Raw genomic sequence first — 15,393 nt, forward strand, 5'->3', positions numbered from 1 at the left:
CACTGGGGAAGGTACCGTGTCACACAATGAATCTGTCCGCCACCTCAATCTGAATGGATGATCCCGTGACCACTCAGCTCACATCGCAGCAAGTCGCCGCTGACAGGAGGGCTGAATCGACTCTTATCGGAGCCGTGGCGCTCGGCTGCCTGGCTTCGGTTGTCCGGCTCCTGACTGAAGATGCTCTGACATCTGATGCGGTGAGCTTTGTGTGGATGCTTCTTCCGCCCGCACTGATCCTTGCCGCTGCCTTGATTGCTGCTCCCGCAGAACGGAAGGCCGGTATTGCCCAGCAGGGAGGTGCCTTGCTCGTTCTGGCCGGCTTGGCGGCATTTTCCGTCCCGTTTACTGTAAGCCTGCCATTCAGCCCCATCTATGGGATCGCGCTGATCCTGTTGGCGGTGAGGACTCGCTACTCGACGACGGCCGTTGTTGGAGGGGTAGCTCTCGTCGGGTCCCTGGTCGTGAGCTTACTGCCCGCTCCGCAGGCCGTTTTAGCTCTCGCGGTGCTGGCAGCGGCGTGTGTGGCCAACTCGGTAAAGGTGCGGTCGGCTGCCCGATCGGCCTAGCTGAGCGTGAGGACGACACGGCGACCAGGTTTCTCGAATACGTTCTCCGTGGTCGTTTGTCGCAGGCAATCGTTCGCATAAGTTCTGAAATAACGGCTTAGGCGACCTGGTCGTCTTCGGCGGGCAGCGCCGCCGTCCGACGATGCGACACAGCGAACCAAAGCACCGCTCCCAGAACCGGAAACAGGACAACACCCACCATCCACGCACGCCGTGACGAAACGGGAACCCATGATGAGCTGGCCAAACTGAAAAGTGCAGCAGCGGACAGGGTGACGTAGAGAATCAGGGACAGCACCACGAAAGGAGCCCACATGAGGTATTCGACAGGCATAAATAAACCATGCTCTTTCATCATGAACAGAATGACAACTAATAATTAACGCTGCGGATGCGTTGGATCCAGCGGTGCAAATCCAGAATAGGTTTGCTTCTCAATCGGCACCTCATCCCCTGTGATGACTTTCGGGAGGGAACATTCTGCATATGGAGGTGAAGTGAGGCCTCCGGGTCCTGCGGTCTCATGGCCCCGGCCCTGCAGACGGTTGCCTTCTATACCTGCCTCAGACCACAGCCGGCTATCTCTGAGGCGGAGTTAGCTCCGGACCCGGCGCCTGCTGCCACGGCAGCCGGCCGGTGACTTCCAACTGCAGCGTGTAGCTGAGGAAGGTCCTAATCAGAACGATGAGCGCCAAGACCCCCAGCGACTCGAACGTAGGGGTGACGGCCACAGTCCGGATGATGTCGGCTGCTACCAGCAGTTCCAGGCCAAGCAGGATGGACCGGCCCAGCTGCTGCCGGTACGCCTCATAAACGGGGCTGCCGGTGCGTCGCAGAAGCTTTCGCACCACGGACACCGTGGCAAGAATGGTCCCAACAATGATTACTGCGACCCCGGCAAGGTCCACTGCTTCTCCGGCTGCTTCAATAATGCCCTTGAACTCCATCTAATGCTCCCCTTCGGGCTGCAATCGCTGGTCAGTCCGGGCAAACCACCCGTACATCCATAAGCAGGCCGGCGCCGTTCCATGTCAAGGGAACCAAGGTTGAACCGGTGTCGAACGTGTGGTGGACCGGAGCCGAAGCTACGCTGCGGCAGCAAGGCGGGGTGAGGGTTGGTGCGGATAGTAGAAAGACCAGTCGTCATAGGGGTCCTGCCAGGCCGACTCATCCCGGGGCACCCGGTGAACAAACTCCGCGGGGACCCACTTGTTGTGTGCCCGGCCATCGTCGTCCAGCCAGTGCAGGAGCACTGCGGTGCGTGTCCACGCGGCAGCCTTCGCGTCGAGGACGGACGCCGGCGACGCCGGCGACGACGGCGTCCGGCACCGGACGTACGGCTCCCGGCGGTACGGGGCATGCGTGACTCTGCCAGTCACTCCACTAGGTGAGAGCGGAGAATGAAAATCAGCGGAGGAGAGAGTGTCTTCCTGTGTTGCGCCTGTTCCGGTGCCGGTGCCTAAACCCGTTCCTGTGGACGCGGCAAAGGGACACGGGCCAGCGGATGCCGGAGCACTGGGAGTCGCAGCGGGAGTCATGGGACCACCTTGCCGTGCGGCACTGACACTTTGAGGCCGTCATTCCTGGCGCACCTATATGCACGCAGAGCGGTTCAGACGGGGAGGTGGAGCCAGTCCGCTAGGAGGCCAGGTCTCGCCACTTGGCAGCGGCCTTAGTGGTTAGGGCAGCACTGTGGTCGGCAACGCGGCGCGGAACCATACGGATGACAGGTGCCAAATCCGTGAAGCCCGGGCGGGCGGAATCACCTTCGGAGCCATTTATGCGCTCCGGTCGGTTGGAGATCATTAAGAATACGGAAACTCCGGCGACCGACAGGGAAATAAGGGTTAGTACGCCTAGTCCGTAAAGGGCAAGCAATGCATAAAAAGGAGCGTTGAAGAGAGCGGCAATAAAGTTGGCGCTGCCCAGCAGCATCCAGAACCAGAAGACGGCAACGAGCACCAGCATGGTGCGCCCCCGCCGAAAAAGCATGGCGGATCTTTTCCGCACCGATGGCACCGTGTGAGACTCCACGCTCATTTCTGCTCCCCAGCTAGCAGACCCGGGTAAAGGGTCCTCAAGCCGATAGTAGTCCCTTTAAGAGATTGCATTGTTATCTAAAAGGATAAAATTACGGTTCCAATCCGCGTTGGGTGGAAGAGCAGCGTTTGGCAGCTGCTGGTTGCAGACGTCCTTCCCGCCCCATTGATCCCGGGCAGTGACCCTCCGGCCCAACTCTTTGGGGCCAGCCTGCACAGCCCGTGCACAGCAGACGGACAGGTTTCGGCTAATCATGGGATGCAAGATGGATACTGGCCGAACCGAACTACCCAAACTGCCTGAACTATCCAAACTGCCTGCGCGGCCCAAACTGCCTGCAGGACGGTCGGCCAACTGTTTATGCTGGGACCAAACCCCGAGCGGGCGGACCGATAGGAAGAAAAACACATGTCCGAGGCCACTGGCTCCTTTGTGGGCGATCTGCCCAAACTGTCCCACCCCGACGGCACCCCCATCCGCGCCCTCGTGGTTGACGATGAACCCAACCTCGCGGAATTGGTTCGCATGGGCCTGCGCATGGCCGGGTGGCAGGTGGCTGTGGCGGCGGACGGACGCAGCGCGGTTGATACTGCACGCGAATTCCGGCCGGACGTCCTGGTTCTGGACATTATGATTCCCGGATTTGACGGAGTGGAGGTGTTGGCGAAAATCCGCAGCTTTGCCCCGGATGTGCCGGCACTGTTCCTCACCGCAAAGGACTCGGTGGAGGACCGCATCACCGGGCTGGCCGCCGGCGGAGATGACTATGTCACCAAGCCCTTCAGCATGGAGGAGGTGCTGCTCCGGCTGCACCGGCTTGTGCAAAGGTCGGGGGTCGCTGCGGCCGAAACCGCGGAACTGGTGGTTGGGGACCTGGTTCTGAATCTGGATACGCACGAAGTCACCCGCAGCGGAGAGCATATCCAGCTCACCGCCACCGAGTTTCACCTGCTGACGTTCCTGATGGAAAACGCGCGCCGGGTGGTGAGCAAGACGCAGATCCTGAACCATGTGTGGGACTACGATTTCGGCGGGCAGGCCAACATCGTGGAACTGTACATCTCTTATCTGCGCAAGAAGATCGACGCCGGCCGCCCGCCCATGATCCACACGGTGCGCGGTGCCGGATACGTGCTCAAACCGGCAACATGAGCAACCCGGCAACTCCGGAGAACCCGGCAACTCCGGAGAACCCGCCAACTCCGGAGAACCCGCCAACTCCGGATAACGCTGCAGCCCCGGAAAACCCGCCAGCTCCGGAAAACCCGGAAAGTCCTGAAAATACCGCAACCGAGGCGGGCAGGCGCACCGGAATAAGGGCCCGTCTGCGCGGCTGGCGTCTCCGCACCAAACTGCTGCTGGCTACGTTGGGGCTGCTGACCCTGACCTGTGTCACCATCGGCGTCCTCAACCACGTCGTCATGAACGTGTTCCTGGTCCAGCAGTTGGATGGAACCCTGCTGGAGGCATCGGGCCGCGCCCTGAACTTTCCGCTGCCGCCCGCAGGGGCGCCGCCGTCGGACTCTCCCGGCAGCGTCAACGGGACAGACCCGCTGGACGCGCCGGGCCAGGGCGGCCCGGGCCTGCTGGACGTGCGCTTTTACGGAAACACCGCCTTCAGCAACGGCGTGACGCTCGACGACGGCACACGGCAGGCGCTGTCCGCGGACGACGTCGGGATCCTCGCCTCGGTGCCGGCCGATCGGGTTCCGGTTTCCGCTGACCTCTCCTTTGGGGATTACCGCCTGGTGGCCCAGATGCAGGAGCAAACCGGTGCCGTCGTGGTCTCCGGAATGCCACTGGCCGCCACCAACAACACCCTGCTGTGGCTGGGAATCAGCACCGCCGTGGTGTCTATTTTGGGGTTGCTCCTGACTGCAGCCCTGGGTTATCTGATCATTCGGCGGAGCCTCCGCCCGCTGGAGGAAGTGGCGGCGGTGGCCACCAACGTCTCCCGGATGCCGCTGGACGTCGGCGACGTCGCGCTGGCAGAGCGTGTGCCGGAGAGCCTTGTCCATTCCGGCACCGAGGTGGGCAGTGTGGGGCTCGCGTTCAACAAAATGCTGGACAACGTCGCCCACGCCCTGCAGGTGCGCCAGCGCAGCGAAACCAAAATCCGGCAGTTTGTTGCCGACGCCAGCCACGAACTGCGGACGCCCCTGACCTCCATCCGCGGCTACACCGAGATGGTTCGGCTCACCGAACAGCTCAGTCCCGAAGGAATTCAGTCCCTGGGGCGGGTGGAAGCCGAATCCCGGCGGATGGCCGGGCTGGTGGAAGACCTGCTGCTCCTGACCCGGCTGGATGAAGGCCGGGAGGAAACACGCACCGAAGTGGATCTCACGCGTCTTGTGATCGAAACCGTGAGCGACGCCCGGATAGCCGCTCGGGACCATCACTGGCGGATTCAGCTGCCGGACGAGCCCGTCACAGTATGGGGCGATCCCGGCCAGCTGCGCCAGGTGCTCATCAACCTGGTGGCGAACGCACATGTGCATACGGCGCCAGGCACCACGGTGGATGTGTCCCTCGCCTTGGCGCCCCGCGCGAAGGGCGGCACCGATGCGGTACTGCGGGTAGCCGACGACGGCGCGGGCATCCCGGCTGACTTCCAGGAGCATATCTTTTCCCGTTTCGCCCGCCGTGACGCCGCGCGTTCGGACCGGACCGGCTCCTCAGGTCTGGGACTGGCGATTGTGGACGCCATTGTTTCGGCCCACCACGGAACGATTTCCTTGGAAAGCGTCCCGGGGAACACCGTCTTCACCGTCCGGATGCCTGTGCGGCCGGACGGATCGGTACAACAAGGGGAAAACGAAGCGCAACCTCACGAAGCGCCGCCGGAAAACTAGGCGGCTTCCGGTGCCGGCGGCGGCTTGGCCAGCCGCGGGCTGTTGGGATTCAGCAGAGAATGCCGGCGGCCGTAAAACCAGTAGATGACAATGCCGATAATGAGCCAGATAGCGAAGCGCAGCCACGTCTCCCAGTGCAGCTGCAGCATCAGGAAGCCCGAGGACAGGACGCCAAACGCGGGAATCCAGGGCATCAGCGGCAGGCGGAATTCCCGGGGAACGTCCGGCTGCCGGCGGCGCAGCACGATCACGGCGACGGAAACCACCACAAAGGCAGCAAGAATGCCGATGTTCGTCAGGTCCGCCACGGCACGGATGGGAAACACCCCGGCAAGCAGCGCCGACGCGCCGCCGGCAATCCACGTCACCCGCTGCGGAGTGCCGTGCCGGTCGGTTCCGGAAAACCAGCCCGGGAGCAGGCCGTCACGGCTCATGGAGAACCACACGCGCGTGACACCCAGCAGGAACGTGAGCATGACAGTGAGGATGGACAGCACTGCGAACGCCGAAATGATGGTGGCAATTATCGGCAGCCCCACGGATTGGAAGGCCGAGGCAAAGCCTGCGGTTGGACTGATGTCGCTGTAGTTCTGCATGCCGGTCAGGACCAGCGTGGCCAGGATGTAGAGCACCATGGCCACGGCCAGTGAAAGCAGGATGGCTTTGGGCATGTGCTTCTTGCCGTCAGTTGCTTCCTCTGCCGCAGTGCTCATGGCGTCGTAACCGAACACGGCGAAGAAGACCGTAGCTGCACCGGTGAAGACGGCGCCGAAACCGTTGGGAAGGAACGGCGTGTAATTGGCGGTGTTCACGAAGAAGAATCCCAGCCCCACGATGAAAAGAATCAGCACCACTTTCAGGCCCACCGCCACCAATTCGAACCGGCCGAACGTTTTGGTGCCGCGGCTGAGGATCCAAGTGATAAAGAGGCAGACCACCAGGGCAGGCAGGTTGATTACCCCGCCCTCCACGGTGTCTCCGGTGCCTTGCATCCACGCAGGGACGTCAATGCCGATGCCGGACATGAATTCCGTAAAGTACCCGGAAATGCCGATGGCGACCACGGCAACAATAGCCGTGTATTCCAACAGCAGGTCCCAGCCGATAAACCAGCCGATAATTTCCCCCAGTGCCACATAGCCGTAGGTGTACGCCGACCCGGCGCGCGGCACCATACCGGCGAACTCAGCGTAGGACAGTGCGGCAGCGGCACTCGCGAGCCCTGCTATCAGGAACGAAATGAGGACACCGGGCCCGACGCCGGGAGCATCGGGGCCGCCGTTGGCCACCAATCCCGCGAGCGTGAAGATACCAATGCCAATGATGCCGCCGACGCCGATGGCAGTGAGTTGCCACAGGCCCAGGCTCTTGAAGAGCTTGCTGCCGGTTTTTTCGTCCTCCACGTCATCGATCGGCTTGCGTCGGAACAGGGAAGCGGAGGATGAACTTTCTGCTGTGGTCATGAAAGGGCTCCGATCATCGTTGCCGGTACCGCCGGGGCCGGAAAGACGAACTTTCCGGCAATCAGAGCAGTATTGTCCCGCCGGGTTCCCTTGAAAAGGCCTGCCGCTTAAAAACCTGCCGGCGGGAGGAGGCGCTGTCGAAGCCAGCGTGCCTGCGGGCCGCTAGTCGACGGCGCGCGGCGGTGTCTCGGACTGCCCGCTGTCGGGAGCTCCGGCCTGCTGGTCCCGGTCCTTCGGGGCGGAGTCCACGAATTTCAAACCCACCACGCAGGCGATGATCCCGGCGAGGAAAAGGATTTTCAGTATCCCCGGAGCCTCGTTGCCGAAGATCATGGCGTAAGCAACGGTCAGGACAGCCCCCAGTCCGGTCCACACGGCATAGGCCGTGGACACGGGGATGAATTTCATGGCGTAGGAGAGGCCCACCATGGAGGCGATGCCTGCGGTCAGGAAAACGAGGGTGGGCAGCAGGACGGTGAAGCCGGCCGAAGCGTCCAGGGCTGTTGCCCATACCGCTTCCAATACTGCGCTCAGGAGCAGCACGATCCACGGCACGTTAGCCCACCAACTTCAGGCCGATAACGCATCCCACGACGCCCAGCAGCAGCAGGACCTTCATCGCCGTGGCTTTTTCGCCGCCGAAGGCCATTGCGTAGGCCGCTGTGAGAACTGCGCCGATTCCCACCCACACGGCATATGCCGTGCCCACCGGAATACTCTGCATGGCCCAGGCAAGCCCTGCCATGCTCAGGATGACACCGGCAGCGAATATCACGGTGGGTACAGGGCGGCGGAAGTTCTGCGATTTTCCCAGCGCGGTGGCCCACACCGCCTCCAGCATGCCGGAGAGAACAAGAATGACCCATGCCATGACAGATTCCTTTGGCCAGTCTTGTCGCTGTCCGGGTACTGAGCCGTCGTCCGGAGACCGGGATCCGGTCTTGGCTTCCCACGGTAGCAAATTGGGAGCCGAAGGGCACCTGCGGCTGCGGACGAGCGCCGGTTCCGGTTCCGGTTTCCCAGAGTGTCATGTCTTGTTCCGCAGAGTCCGGTTCCGCAGCGGGTCAGGTCCAGCTGCTCATTGCTTCTGCCTTAGGGGAACTCGGTGCTGCGGCGCAGGATGACGGTTCCCTCGATGCTGTTCGCAGCCGCCGGCGCTTCCTGCGCCAGCACCTGGGCCACCGCCTGACGGCCCAGCTCGGCCAGCGGCAGCTGCACGGTGGTCAATGCGGGGGTGAAGTCGCGCAGGGTTTCGATGTCGTCAAAACCGGCCACGGCTATGTCCTCGGGTATACGCAGTCCGAGTTCCCTGAAACCGGCTATTGCCCCGATCGCCATGACGTCGCTGGCTGCAAAGACGCAGAGGGCGGGCATGCCGTCCGGCCCGCTCGGTGGCTCCGGGCTCTCGGGCACCTTCAGCCGGGCGCCCAGTTCGACGGCGGCACCGTATCCGCCGTCGCGGTTGAATTCCGTCCGGTGGACCTCCGCCGGTTCGAGCCCTGCCTGCCGAAGTCCCTCCTGGAATCCGTCCAGCCGCTCATCGGACGTGACCAGGCCCTCGGGCCCCGCCAGGGCCAGAAAGTGCCGGTGTCCGGCGGCGGCCAGGTCTGCGGCGAGCCGGGAGCTCAGCGCCCGGTTGGAGACCGGAACGGTGCGGAAGCCGTCGTCGGGGCGGGAACCGATCACCGGATGCCCGATGACACACACGCGGCCGCCGTTGGCCTTATATCGGCGCAGTTCAGCAAGAATGAGGCTGTTTTCCCCGCTGGCCGCTGTGCTGTCGGTGCGTGAACCGGCAATCACGATGGCGTCGGCGCGGCGGGCGGCAAAGGTGGCGATGGCGTGGCGTTCTGCCTCCAGCCCGCGTCCCGTGCTGGCCAAAAGGACCACCTTCTCCTGATCCTGCACCGCTTCCTGCACCGCTTCCTCCACGCCGCGGGCAATCATGGAGAAGTAGGGATCGCTGATGTCATGCAGGATGAGCCCGAGGATCCCGCTGCTCTTCTTCGCCAGACCCTGCGCCTGCGCGTTGGCGATATAGCCCAGTTCGGCAGCTGAAGCCCGAACCCGTTCGGAAATGGCACCGCCCGGCCGGCGGCTGGATCCGTTGAGCACACGGGAGGCGGTGGCAAGGGAAACCCCTGCGTGCCGGGCGACTTCGTACAAGGTGCAAGCAGGCACATTTCCTCCACTGTAGTGAGAACGCAATTATGGCACCGCGGGAAAGTGCTTGCCAGAAATGCCCCGCTGCGGCAGGATGGGCACTTCGGAATGCGCTTTCCAGATTGGCTCCCACCTTGGCTCCCACTTTGGCTTTTCCACCGGTGCTTTCCAGCTGGCCTTTCCACGGGCTTTACAAAAGCGCACCAAACGCTTTCCTCTTTCTTTCCGCTCGGCAGCACACACCTCCCCATCCTTCCCATTCCCGTCAACGGAGACCGCCCCATGGAGAACACCGCGACCCCGCCCCGCACCATCCGGATCGCCATGAACGGCATCACCGGCCGCATGGGCTACCGGCAGCATCTGCTGCGGTCCATCCTGCCGATCGTCGAAGCCGGAGGCTTCCTGCTCGAAGACGGCACGCGCGTCCAAGTGGAGCCGATCCTGGTGGGTCGCAATGAGGCGAAACTCCGTGAACTGGCGGAAAAGCACAAGGTTGCCGAATGGACCACGGACTTGGACGCGGTTATCGATGACCCTACGGTCGACGTCGTATTTGATGCCTCCATGACCAACCTGCGCGCCGCCACCCTGAAGAAGGCCATGCTGGCCGGCAAACACATCTTCACCGAAAAACCCACGGCGGAAACCCTGGAAGAAGCCATTGACCTGGCCCGGATCGGCCGTGAAACCGGAGTGACCGCCGGCGTCGTCCACGACAAGCTGTACCTGCCCGGGCTGGTCAAACTCCGCCGCCTGGTCGACGAAGGTTTCTTTGGCCGTATTCTCTCCATCCGCGGGGAATTCGGTTACTGGGTCTTCGAAGGCGACCACCAGGCGGCTCAGCGCCCGTCCTGGAACTACCGCAAGGAAGACGGCGGCGGCATAGCCACTGACATGTTCTGCCACTGGAGCTACGTCCTCGAGGGCATCATCGGCAAGGTCCGCACGGTCAACGCGAAGACCGTTACCCATATCCCCAGCCGCTGGGACGAGGCCGGCAACGAATACGACGCCACCGCTGACGACGCCGCTTACGGGATCTTCGAGCTGGAAACCCCGGCGGGGGATCCGGTCATTGGGCAGATCAACTCCTCCTGGGCAGTGCGCGTCTACCGGGACGAACTGGTGGAATTCCAGGTGGACGGCACACACGGGTCCGCCGTTGCCGGACTGACCAAATGCGTCTCCCAGCACCGGGTGAATACGCCCAAGCCGGTCTGGAACCCGGACCTTCCCGTCACCGAATCCTTCCGCAGCCAGTGGCAGGACGTTCCGGCGAACGCGGATCTGGACAACGGCTTCAAGCTCCAGTGGGAAGAATTCCTGCGCGACGTCGTCGCCGGCCGCGAACACCGCTTTGGCCTGCTCTCCGCAGCCCGCGGCGTGCAGTTGGCCGAACTCGGACTGCAGTCCTCCGCGCAGCGGCGCACCCTGGACATTGCGGAGATCGCACTCTGATGCCGCACCTGATGCTTCCGGCCGACGACGGCGGCACCCGCGCCTACGTTCCGGCTCCCGCAACGTCATGGCAACGCCCCACCGCTCCGCTGCTCGCCCGGCGCGCCTACGCCGCAGCCCACGTCATTCCACGGGTTGCGGGCAACAACATCCCGGGTGCGCCCGCGGACCTGGACTGGGACACCACCCTGGCCTACCGGCATGAACTGTGGTCCTACGGCCTGGGCGTGGCCGATGCCATGGACACCGCCCAGCGCGGAATGGGCCTGGACTGGGCGGCAACCCAGGAACTGATCAAGCGCTCCGCGGCGGAGGCGGCCGCCGTCGTTGCCTCAGGATCACCGGCGGTTGCGGGCAAGGGCGTCCGCGACCTGATTGCCGCCGGAGCGGGAACTGACCACCTTGACCTGTCATCGCTGCCGGCAGGAAGGGCAGGGGTGGACGCCGTCCTGGACGCCTACCGGGAGCAGATTTCCGTGGTGGAGGGCTCCGGCGCCAAGGTCATCCTGATGGCCTCGCGCGCGCTGGCGCAGGCGGCGTCGGGTCCCGACGACTACCTTCGGGTGTATTCAACCCTGCTGGCGGAAGTTCGCGAGCCGGTGATCCTCCACTGGCTCGGCGACATGTTCGATCCCGCCCTGGCCGGTTACTGGGGCGCAGCGGACGTCGCCGCGGCCACGGCCACCTTCCGCGAACTGATCGAAGGATCCGCGGCCAAGGTTGACGGGGTAAAGGTCTCGCTGCTGGACGCCGCGCACGAGACAGCGCTGCGGTCCGTCCTGCCGAAAGGCGTCCGGCTCTACACGGGTGATGACTTCAATTATCCGGAATTGATCGAGGGCGACGGAATCCATTATTCGGATGCGCTGCTCGGGATTTTTGCGGCCATTTATCCCGCGGCTTCCGCTGCGCTGCAGAATTACGACGCCGGCCGGCCGGAGAAAGCGCGGGTCATCCTGGACTCCACCCGGGAACTGGGGCTGCATATCTTCAGTGCCCCCACGTTCTACTACAAAACCGGCATCGCCTTCCTGTCCTGGCTCAACGGAAGGCAGCCCGGCTTTTCCATGGTGGGCGGGCTGCAGAACGGCCGGTCCGTTCGGCACCTTGCCCGCACCTTTGAGCTGGCGGACCAGTCCGGCCTGCTCCTGAATCCGGAGCTCAGCACCGCGCGGATGAAGGCGTGGCTTACCGTGAACGGAGTGGCTTCATGAGCGACTTTTCCCGCTTATCCCTGAACAGTGCCACCACCAAGTACTGGACCCTGGAACAGGTCGTTGACGCGTGCGTCCGCACCGGCATTCCGGCAATCGGCCCCTGGCGGGACCGCGTTGCGGAGGTGGGCACCGAGCGCGCGGCCAAACTGATCAGCAACGCCGGGCTGCGGGTTTCCTCCCTGTGCCGGGGCGGGTTCCTGACCGCCTCCGATCCGGCCGGCCGCGAGGCCGCCCTCCGGGACAACCGGGCGGCCATCCTGGAAGCCGAGACCCTGGGCACCGGAGAGCTGTTCCTGGTGGTCGGCGGACTGCCGGACGGCGACCGGGACATCGTCGCCGCCCGGCAGCGCGTGGCGGACCGGCTCGAGGAGCTGGCCCCCTTTGCAGCCGAGCACGGTGTCCGGCTGGTGCTGGAACCTCTGCACCCCATGTATGCGGCGGACCGGGCGCTGCTCTCCACTCTGGGGCAGGCACTGGACCTGGCCGCGCCCTACCCCGCCGCCGTCGTCGGCGTGGCAGTGGACACCTTCCACGTGTGGTGGGATCCGCAGCTGCGCGAGGCCATTGCCCGCGCCGGCCGGGAAGACCGGATTGCGTCCTACCAGATCTGCGATTTCAATCTGCCCATCGCCTCCGATGCCCTGCTTTCCCGGGGAATGATGGGCGACGGCGTGATCGACTTCGCCGCGATCACCGGCTGGGTGGCCGGGGCAGGCTACCGCGGTGACATTGAGGTGGAAATCTTCAACCAGGAGATCTGGGATGCCCCCAGCGACCAGCTGCTGGAAACCGTCAAGGAACGTTACGCGTCACTGGTGCTGCCCTTTGCCTAGCTGCGCCGGGAACCCAGGATTCACCGGGAACGCAGGATTCACCGGGAACGCAGGGCGACGGCCGCATCGCTCACAGTGGTCCGGATCCGGTACAGGCTGCTGGAGGCCGTCATATACAGGGTGCGGCCGTCCTCTCCGCCGAAGCAGACGTTGCTGACGGTTTCCGGAACCGGTATCTGCAGGATCTTCTCACCGGCAGGGGAAAAGACCTGCACTCCTTCCTCCGAGGAGGACCAGATGTTGCCGTGGACATCAACCCGGAAACCGTCCGGAACCCCCGGCCCCACTTCGGCGAAGGTCCGTCCGTTGCGCGCAAACCTGCCCTGCACGACGTCGTAGGCGTGGATGGCGTGGCCGTGCAGCCGCGGCCCGCCGTCCATGGCGGGCGTGCCCAGCGAGGTGTCGGAGACGTAGAGGATGGATTCGTCGGGGGAGAAGGCAAGCCCGTTTGGGACTTCGACGTCAACGACGGCGGGCGTCAGCTCTCCGCTGGCCGGATCGAAGCGGAAAACCCACCGGTCTCCGTATTCCTCGCGGCCCGGGTGCCCTTCGGTGTCCTTCTGGATTCCGTAGGAGGGGTCCGAGAACCAAATGGTGCCGTCGGACTTCACCACCAGGTCGTTCGGCGAGTTCAGCCGATGCCCGTTGTAGGAATCAACGAGCGTGTGAACGGAGGGAACGGCGTCGGGCCCGGTTCCGGTGTCCCGCTCAATGGCGCGCCGGCCGTGGGAGCACTGGATCACCGCACCGTCGAGGTCCAGCGCGCGGCCGTTGGTGAACTCCGCATCGGTGGCATAGACCTCAAGGGCGCCGGTGGCCTCCCGGTATTCCAGGATCCGGTTGCCCGGAATATCGCTGAAACGTACGGCGGCGCGGGCGGGAATCCAGACCGGCCCCTCGGCCCACTGGGCGCCGGTGGCGACCTTTTCCAGTGCAGCGTCGGCAGCGAGCAGGTTTTCGGACGTCGTTGACATGCGCGGTCCTTCAGGGTCGGGGAGGGGCTTGCCTCACAGCATAGACGCAGCGTCGGTCCTTCCTGCGGGGATAGGCTGGTGGAAATATCCAGCCAATAGGAGAAAACACTGTGAGTGCAGTTCTGACGTCCCTCGTTTCCAGCGCCGGCCTGATCGGCGGCTACAAGACCGCACGGGACACCGGCAACCGCCAGCTGGGCGGCGCCGTCCTGGCCGCGGCAGGAGCGGCAGCCTTCACGATGTGGAAGCGCGACGCCGGCACCGGCACGGCCGCAGCCCTCACCGCAGGCTATGTGGCCGCTTTCGGCCTGTCCCACCCGCTGGCGAAGAAGCTCGGCGCCTGGCCTTCGGTCTACACAGTCACAGCTGCCACTGCTGCTGCTTCGCTGATCTTCGGACGCCGCCGCGGCCTGTAACGGGTTCTTTAGGATTCCCCGGTTAGCCGCACCAGATGGTCGGCCCGACCGGCGGAATCCCGGATCAGGCGGGCATTCGCCTCGTCGCTGCCCAGTGCCCACGCCCGGGCCTGTTCCGGTGTCTTGCCGAATTCGGCATGGCGCCGGATCAGGCGGTTCCGGCGCACGTCGTCGTCCGTTTCGAGATACCAGACCTCGTGGATGGCTGCCCGGGCGCGGGGCCAGTGGCCCTGCTGCAGCAGCAGATAGTTGCCCTCCGTGATGACAAGCGGCACGGACGCCCGGACGGGAAGGGCGGAACCGATCGGTTCCTCCAACTCCCGCCGGAACTCCGGCGCGTAGATCTCCGGTTCCTCCTCCGACTGCCGGCGCAGGCGCTGCAGCAGCGCTGCATATCCGCCGTCGTCGAACGTATCGGGGGCCCCTTTACGCTCTTGCCTGCCCAGGCTTTGCAGCACGCTGTTGGCCAGGTGAAACCCGTCCATGGGCACCAGAACCGCCGTGCCCGGGCCAAGGGCCTCGACCATTTGCCGCGCCAACGTCGACTTTCCCGCTCCGGGTGCTCCCGCGATGCCCAGAATCCGGCGGCTTCCGGCAGCGGCCATACTGCGGGCCCGGGCAATGAGTTCCGGCATGTCCGCAGATGTCCAGCCGGTGGGAGAAGTGTCCATGGAGAGCATTCTTCCCCATCACCCTTTCGGCGGAACCAGTTTCCGCCCGCAAGGAGGGGCACCGGCAGCCGGGAGGAAACCCTGCGGTTGTTCTCCTAGAGTGGAAGACGTGGTGGAAGAACACGACGAACCACACCCGCACCGACAGGAGGCAGACGTGGCAAATTCCCGTGGACAGATGCTCTTGAAGGCCGCCGGACAAGGTGCAGTCGCCGGTTTGGCCGGAGTAGCGGCGATGACGGCAGGCGAGAAACTGGAACAGGCAGTGACCGGCCGTCCCAATTCCTATGTTCCGGCCCGGACGCTGTTGAGCCTGCTCGGCAGGCACCCCGAGCCGGATGCGCAGCCACCGGTCTGGAACCACGCCATGCACTGGGGGACGGGTGCTCTGCTCGGCGCGCTGAGGGGCGTATGGTCAGTCACCGGTATCCGCGGTCCGTTGGCCAACACCGGGTTCACCGCGGTGCGGCTGGCAACGGACCAGACCCTGGAAAACGCCACCGGTATCGGGGCTCCGCCGGCAACCTGGCCAGCGGAGGAACAAGCGGTGGACGTCCTGCACAAGGCCGTCTATGCGTGGGTTACCGGACTGGTGTCGGACGCCTGGATTGGCCCTGATCTGGAATCCAGGCAGGGGACCACGAGTCACTGACCGCGCGGCCGCGGACGGTTCCCTGAACGGGAATCATTGGGGGGCCGGCGGCGTTATTATTTGTGGACCGCGCAGACGCCGG

Annotated in this window: 18 protein-coding genes and 1 riboswitch; of the genes, 8 read left to right on the forward strand and 10 right to left on the reverse strand. The window is 64.3% G+C overall.

The features are described from left to right. Window positions 1–65 precede the first annotated feature (65 nt). Window positions 66–569, forward strand: coding sequence for a hypothetical protein (locus tag AC4D2W_RS06200; RefSeq protein WP_490926051.1), 504 nt, complete (start codon window positions 66–68; stop codon window positions 567–569). Window positions 570–666: 97 nt separating this feature from the next. Here AC4D2W_RS06200 and AC4D2W_RS06205 read toward each other — a convergent pair whose 3' ends face one another. From AC4D2W_RS06205 to AC4D2W_RS06220, 4 genes are all read right to left on the reverse strand, one after another. Next, a complete protein-coding gene (locus AC4D2W_RS06205; RefSeq protein ID WP_490926052.1) occupies window positions 667–903 on the reverse strand; it encodes a PLDc N-terminal domain-containing protein in 237 nt (78 codons plus the stop codon). Window positions 904–1,147: 244 nt separating this feature from the next. Continuing rightward, window positions 1,148–1,516, reverse strand: coding sequence for a DUF1622 domain-containing protein (locus tag AC4D2W_RS06210; RefSeq protein WP_490926053.1), 369 nt, complete (start codon window positions 1,514–1,516; stop codon window positions 1,148–1,150). Between the two features lie 138 nt (window positions 1,517–1,654). Next, window positions 1,655–1,948 (reverse strand): hypothetical protein, encoded by a 294-nt coding sequence (locus tag AC4D2W_RS06215; RefSeq protein ID WP_490926054.1) that lies wholly within the window; start codon window positions 1,946–1,948, stop codon window positions 1,655–1,657. 259 nt (window positions 1,949–2,207) lie between these two features. Next, complete coding sequence (locus AC4D2W_RS06220) at window positions 2,208–2,609, reverse strand: hypothetical protein (protein ID WP_490926055.1); 402 nt, start codon at window positions 2,607–2,609, stop codon at window positions 2,208–2,210. A gap of 408 nt (window positions 2,610–3,017) precedes the next feature. Here AC4D2W_RS06220 and AC4D2W_RS06225 point away from each other — a divergent pair, with 408 nt between their 5' ends. Together AC4D2W_RS06225 and AC4D2W_RS06230 are read left to right on the forward strand one after the other, a co-directional pair. After that, window positions 3,018–3,761 carry a response regulator transcription factor gene (locus tag AC4D2W_RS06225; RefSeq protein ID WP_490926056.1) on the forward strand — a complete coding sequence of 248 codons (744 nt, stop codon included), beginning with the start codon at window positions 3,018–3,020 and terminating at the stop codon, window positions 3,759–3,761. Beyond that, window positions 3,758–5,461 carry a sensor histidine kinase gene (locus AC4D2W_RS06230; RefSeq protein WP_490926057.1) on the forward strand — a complete coding sequence of 568 codons (1,704 nt, stop codon included), beginning with the start codon at window positions 3,758–3,760 and terminating at the stop codon, window positions 5,459–5,461. Before AC4D2W_RS06225 ends, AC4D2W_RS06230 begins: the two co-directional genes overlap by 4 nt. On the opposite strand, the gene AC4D2W_RS06235 is transcribed toward AC4D2W_RS06230, so the two are convergent. The 4 genes from AC4D2W_RS06235 to AC4D2W_RS06250 form a co-directional block, all read right to left on the reverse strand. Beyond that, the gene (locus AC4D2W_RS06235) at window positions 5,458–6,924 is read right to left on the reverse strand and encodes an amino acid permease (RefSeq protein WP_490926058.1); all 1,467 of its coding nucleotides are present in this window, start codon (window positions 6,922–6,924) and stop codon (window positions 5,458–5,460) included. The genes AC4D2W_RS06230 and AC4D2W_RS06235 overlap by 4 nt on opposite strands. A gap of 162 nt (window positions 6,925–7,086) precedes the next feature. After that, window positions 7,087–7,479 carry a DMT family transporter gene (locus tag AC4D2W_RS06240; RefSeq protein WP_490926059.1) on the reverse strand — a complete coding sequence of 131 codons (393 nt, stop codon included), beginning with the start codon at window positions 7,477–7,479 and terminating at the stop codon, window positions 7,087–7,089. A 1-nt stretch (window position 7,480) separates the two neighbouring features. Then, on the reverse strand, window positions 7,481–7,795 hold the full coding sequence (locus AC4D2W_RS06245) for a DMT family transporter (RefSeq protein WP_490926060.1): 315 nt from the start codon (window positions 7,793–7,795) through the stop codon (window positions 7,481–7,483). Window positions 7,796–7,806: 11 nt separating this feature from the next. Further along, window positions 7,807–7,870, reverse strand: a riboswitch (guanidine-III (ykkC-III) riboswitch). 146 nt (window positions 7,871–8,016) lie between these two features. Then, the gene (locus AC4D2W_RS06250; protein ID WP_490926061.1) at window positions 8,017–9,105 is read right to left on the reverse strand and encodes a LacI family DNA-binding transcriptional regulator; all 1,089 of its coding nucleotides are present in this window, start codon (window positions 9,103–9,105) and stop codon (window positions 8,017–8,019) included. Between the two features lie 264 nt (window positions 9,106–9,369). Here AC4D2W_RS06250 and AC4D2W_RS06255 point away from each other — a divergent pair, with 264 nt between their 5' ends. The 3 genes from AC4D2W_RS06255 to AC4D2W_RS06265 are packed head-to-tail and all read left to right on the forward strand — an operon-like array spanning window position 9,370 to window position 12,598. Beyond that, window positions 9,370–10,548: a Gfo/Idh/MocA family protein gene (locus AC4D2W_RS06255; protein WP_490926062.1), complete on the forward strand. Its 1,179-nt coding sequence runs from the start codon at window positions 9,370–9,372 to the stop codon at window positions 10,546–10,548. Continuing rightward, a complete protein-coding gene (locus AC4D2W_RS06260) occupies window positions 10,548–11,762 on the forward strand; it encodes a dihydrodipicolinate synthase family protein (protein ID WP_490926063.1) in 1,215 nt (404 codons plus the stop codon). Before AC4D2W_RS06255 ends, AC4D2W_RS06260 begins: the two co-directional genes overlap by 1 nt. After that, window positions 11,759–12,598 (forward strand): sugar phosphate isomerase/epimerase family protein, encoded by an 840-nt coding sequence (locus tag AC4D2W_RS06265; RefSeq protein WP_490926064.1) that lies wholly within the window; start codon window positions 11,759–11,761, stop codon window positions 12,596–12,598. The genes AC4D2W_RS06260 and AC4D2W_RS06265 overlap by 4 nt, the downstream gene beginning before the upstream one ends. Before the next feature lie 38 nt (window positions 12,599–12,636). Here the strand turns inward: AC4D2W_RS06265 and AC4D2W_RS06270 are convergent, their stop codons facing one another. Beyond that, window positions 12,637–13,572, reverse strand: a complete 936-nt coding sequence (locus AC4D2W_RS06270; protein ID WP_490926066.1) for an SMP-30/gluconolactonase/LRE family protein — start codon at window positions 13,570–13,572, stop codon at window positions 12,637–12,639. Between the two features lie 110 nt (window positions 13,573–13,682). Here AC4D2W_RS06270 and AC4D2W_RS06275 point away from each other — a divergent pair, with 110 nt between their 5' ends. Further along, window positions 13,683–13,988 carry a hypothetical protein gene (locus tag AC4D2W_RS06275; RefSeq protein ID WP_400930669.1) on the forward strand — a complete coding sequence of 102 codons (306 nt, stop codon included), beginning with the start codon at window positions 13,683–13,685 and terminating at the stop codon, window positions 13,986–13,988. An 8-nt stretch (window positions 13,989–13,996) separates the two neighbouring features. On the opposite strand, the gene AC4D2W_RS06280 is transcribed toward AC4D2W_RS06275, so the two are convergent. Further along, entirely contained in the window at window positions 13,997–14,659 is a 663-nt protein-coding gene (locus tag AC4D2W_RS06280) for a nucleoside/nucleotide kinase family protein (protein ID WP_490926067.1), read from the reverse strand. Window positions 14,660–14,816: 157 nt separating this feature from the next. Here AC4D2W_RS06280 and AC4D2W_RS06285 point away from each other — a divergent pair, with 157 nt between their 5' ends. Continuing rightward, window positions 14,817–15,311 carry a hypothetical protein gene (locus AC4D2W_RS06285; RefSeq protein WP_490926068.1) on the forward strand — a complete coding sequence of 165 codons (495 nt, stop codon included), beginning with the start codon at window positions 14,817–14,819 and terminating at the stop codon, window positions 15,309–15,311. Window positions 15,312–15,393: the final 82 nt, after the last annotated feature.

The organism is Arthrobacter sp. TJ-58, from assembly GCF_058269295.1.

Coding starts and splice junctions, on each gene's coding strand:
- AC4D2W_RS06245 (WP_490926060.1), bottom strand. CDS start 7,795: ATGGCATGGGTCATTCTTGTTCTCTCCGGCATGCTGGAGGCGGTGTGG.
- AC4D2W_RS06210 (WP_490926053.1), bottom strand. CDS start 1,516: ATGGAGTTCAAGGGCATTATTGAAGCAGCCGGAGAAGCAGTGGACCTT.
- AC4D2W_RS06225 (WP_490926056.1), top strand. CDS start 3,018: ATGTCCGAGGCCACTGGCTCCTTTGTGGGCGATCTGCCCAAACTGTCC.
- AC4D2W_RS06205 (WP_490926052.1), bottom strand. CDS start 903: ATGCCTGTCGAATACCTCATGTGGGCTCCTTTCGTGGTGCTGTCCCTG.
- AC4D2W_RS06230 (WP_490926057.1), top strand. CDS start 3,758: ATGAGCAACCCGGCAACTCCGGAGAACCCGGCAACTCCGGAGAACCCG.
- AC4D2W_RS06220 (WP_490926055.1), bottom strand. CDS start 2,609: ATGAGCGTGGAGTCTCACACGGTGCCATCGGTGCGGAAAAGATCCGCC.
- AC4D2W_RS06255 (WP_490926062.1), top strand. CDS start 9,370: ATGGAGAACACCGCGACCCCGCCCCGCACCATCCGGATCGCCATGAAC.
- AC4D2W_RS06270 (WP_490926066.1), bottom strand. CDS start 13,572: ATGTCAACGACGTCCGAAAACCTGCTCGCTGCCGACGCTGCACTGGAA.
- AC4D2W_RS06260 (WP_490926063.1), top strand. CDS start 10,548: ATGCCGCACCTGATGCTTCCGGCCGACGACGGCGGCACCCGCGCCTAC.
- AC4D2W_RS06265 (WP_490926064.1), top strand. CDS start 11,759: ATGAGCGACTTTTCCCGCTTATCCCTGAACAGTGCCACCACCAAGTAC.
- AC4D2W_RS06280 (WP_490926067.1), bottom strand. CDS start 14,659: ATGGACACTTCTCCCACCGGCTGGACATCTGCGGACATGCCGGAACTC.
- AC4D2W_RS06235 (WP_490926058.1), bottom strand. CDS start 6,924: ATGACCACAGCAGAAAGTTCATCCTCCGCTTCCCTGTTCCGACGCAAG.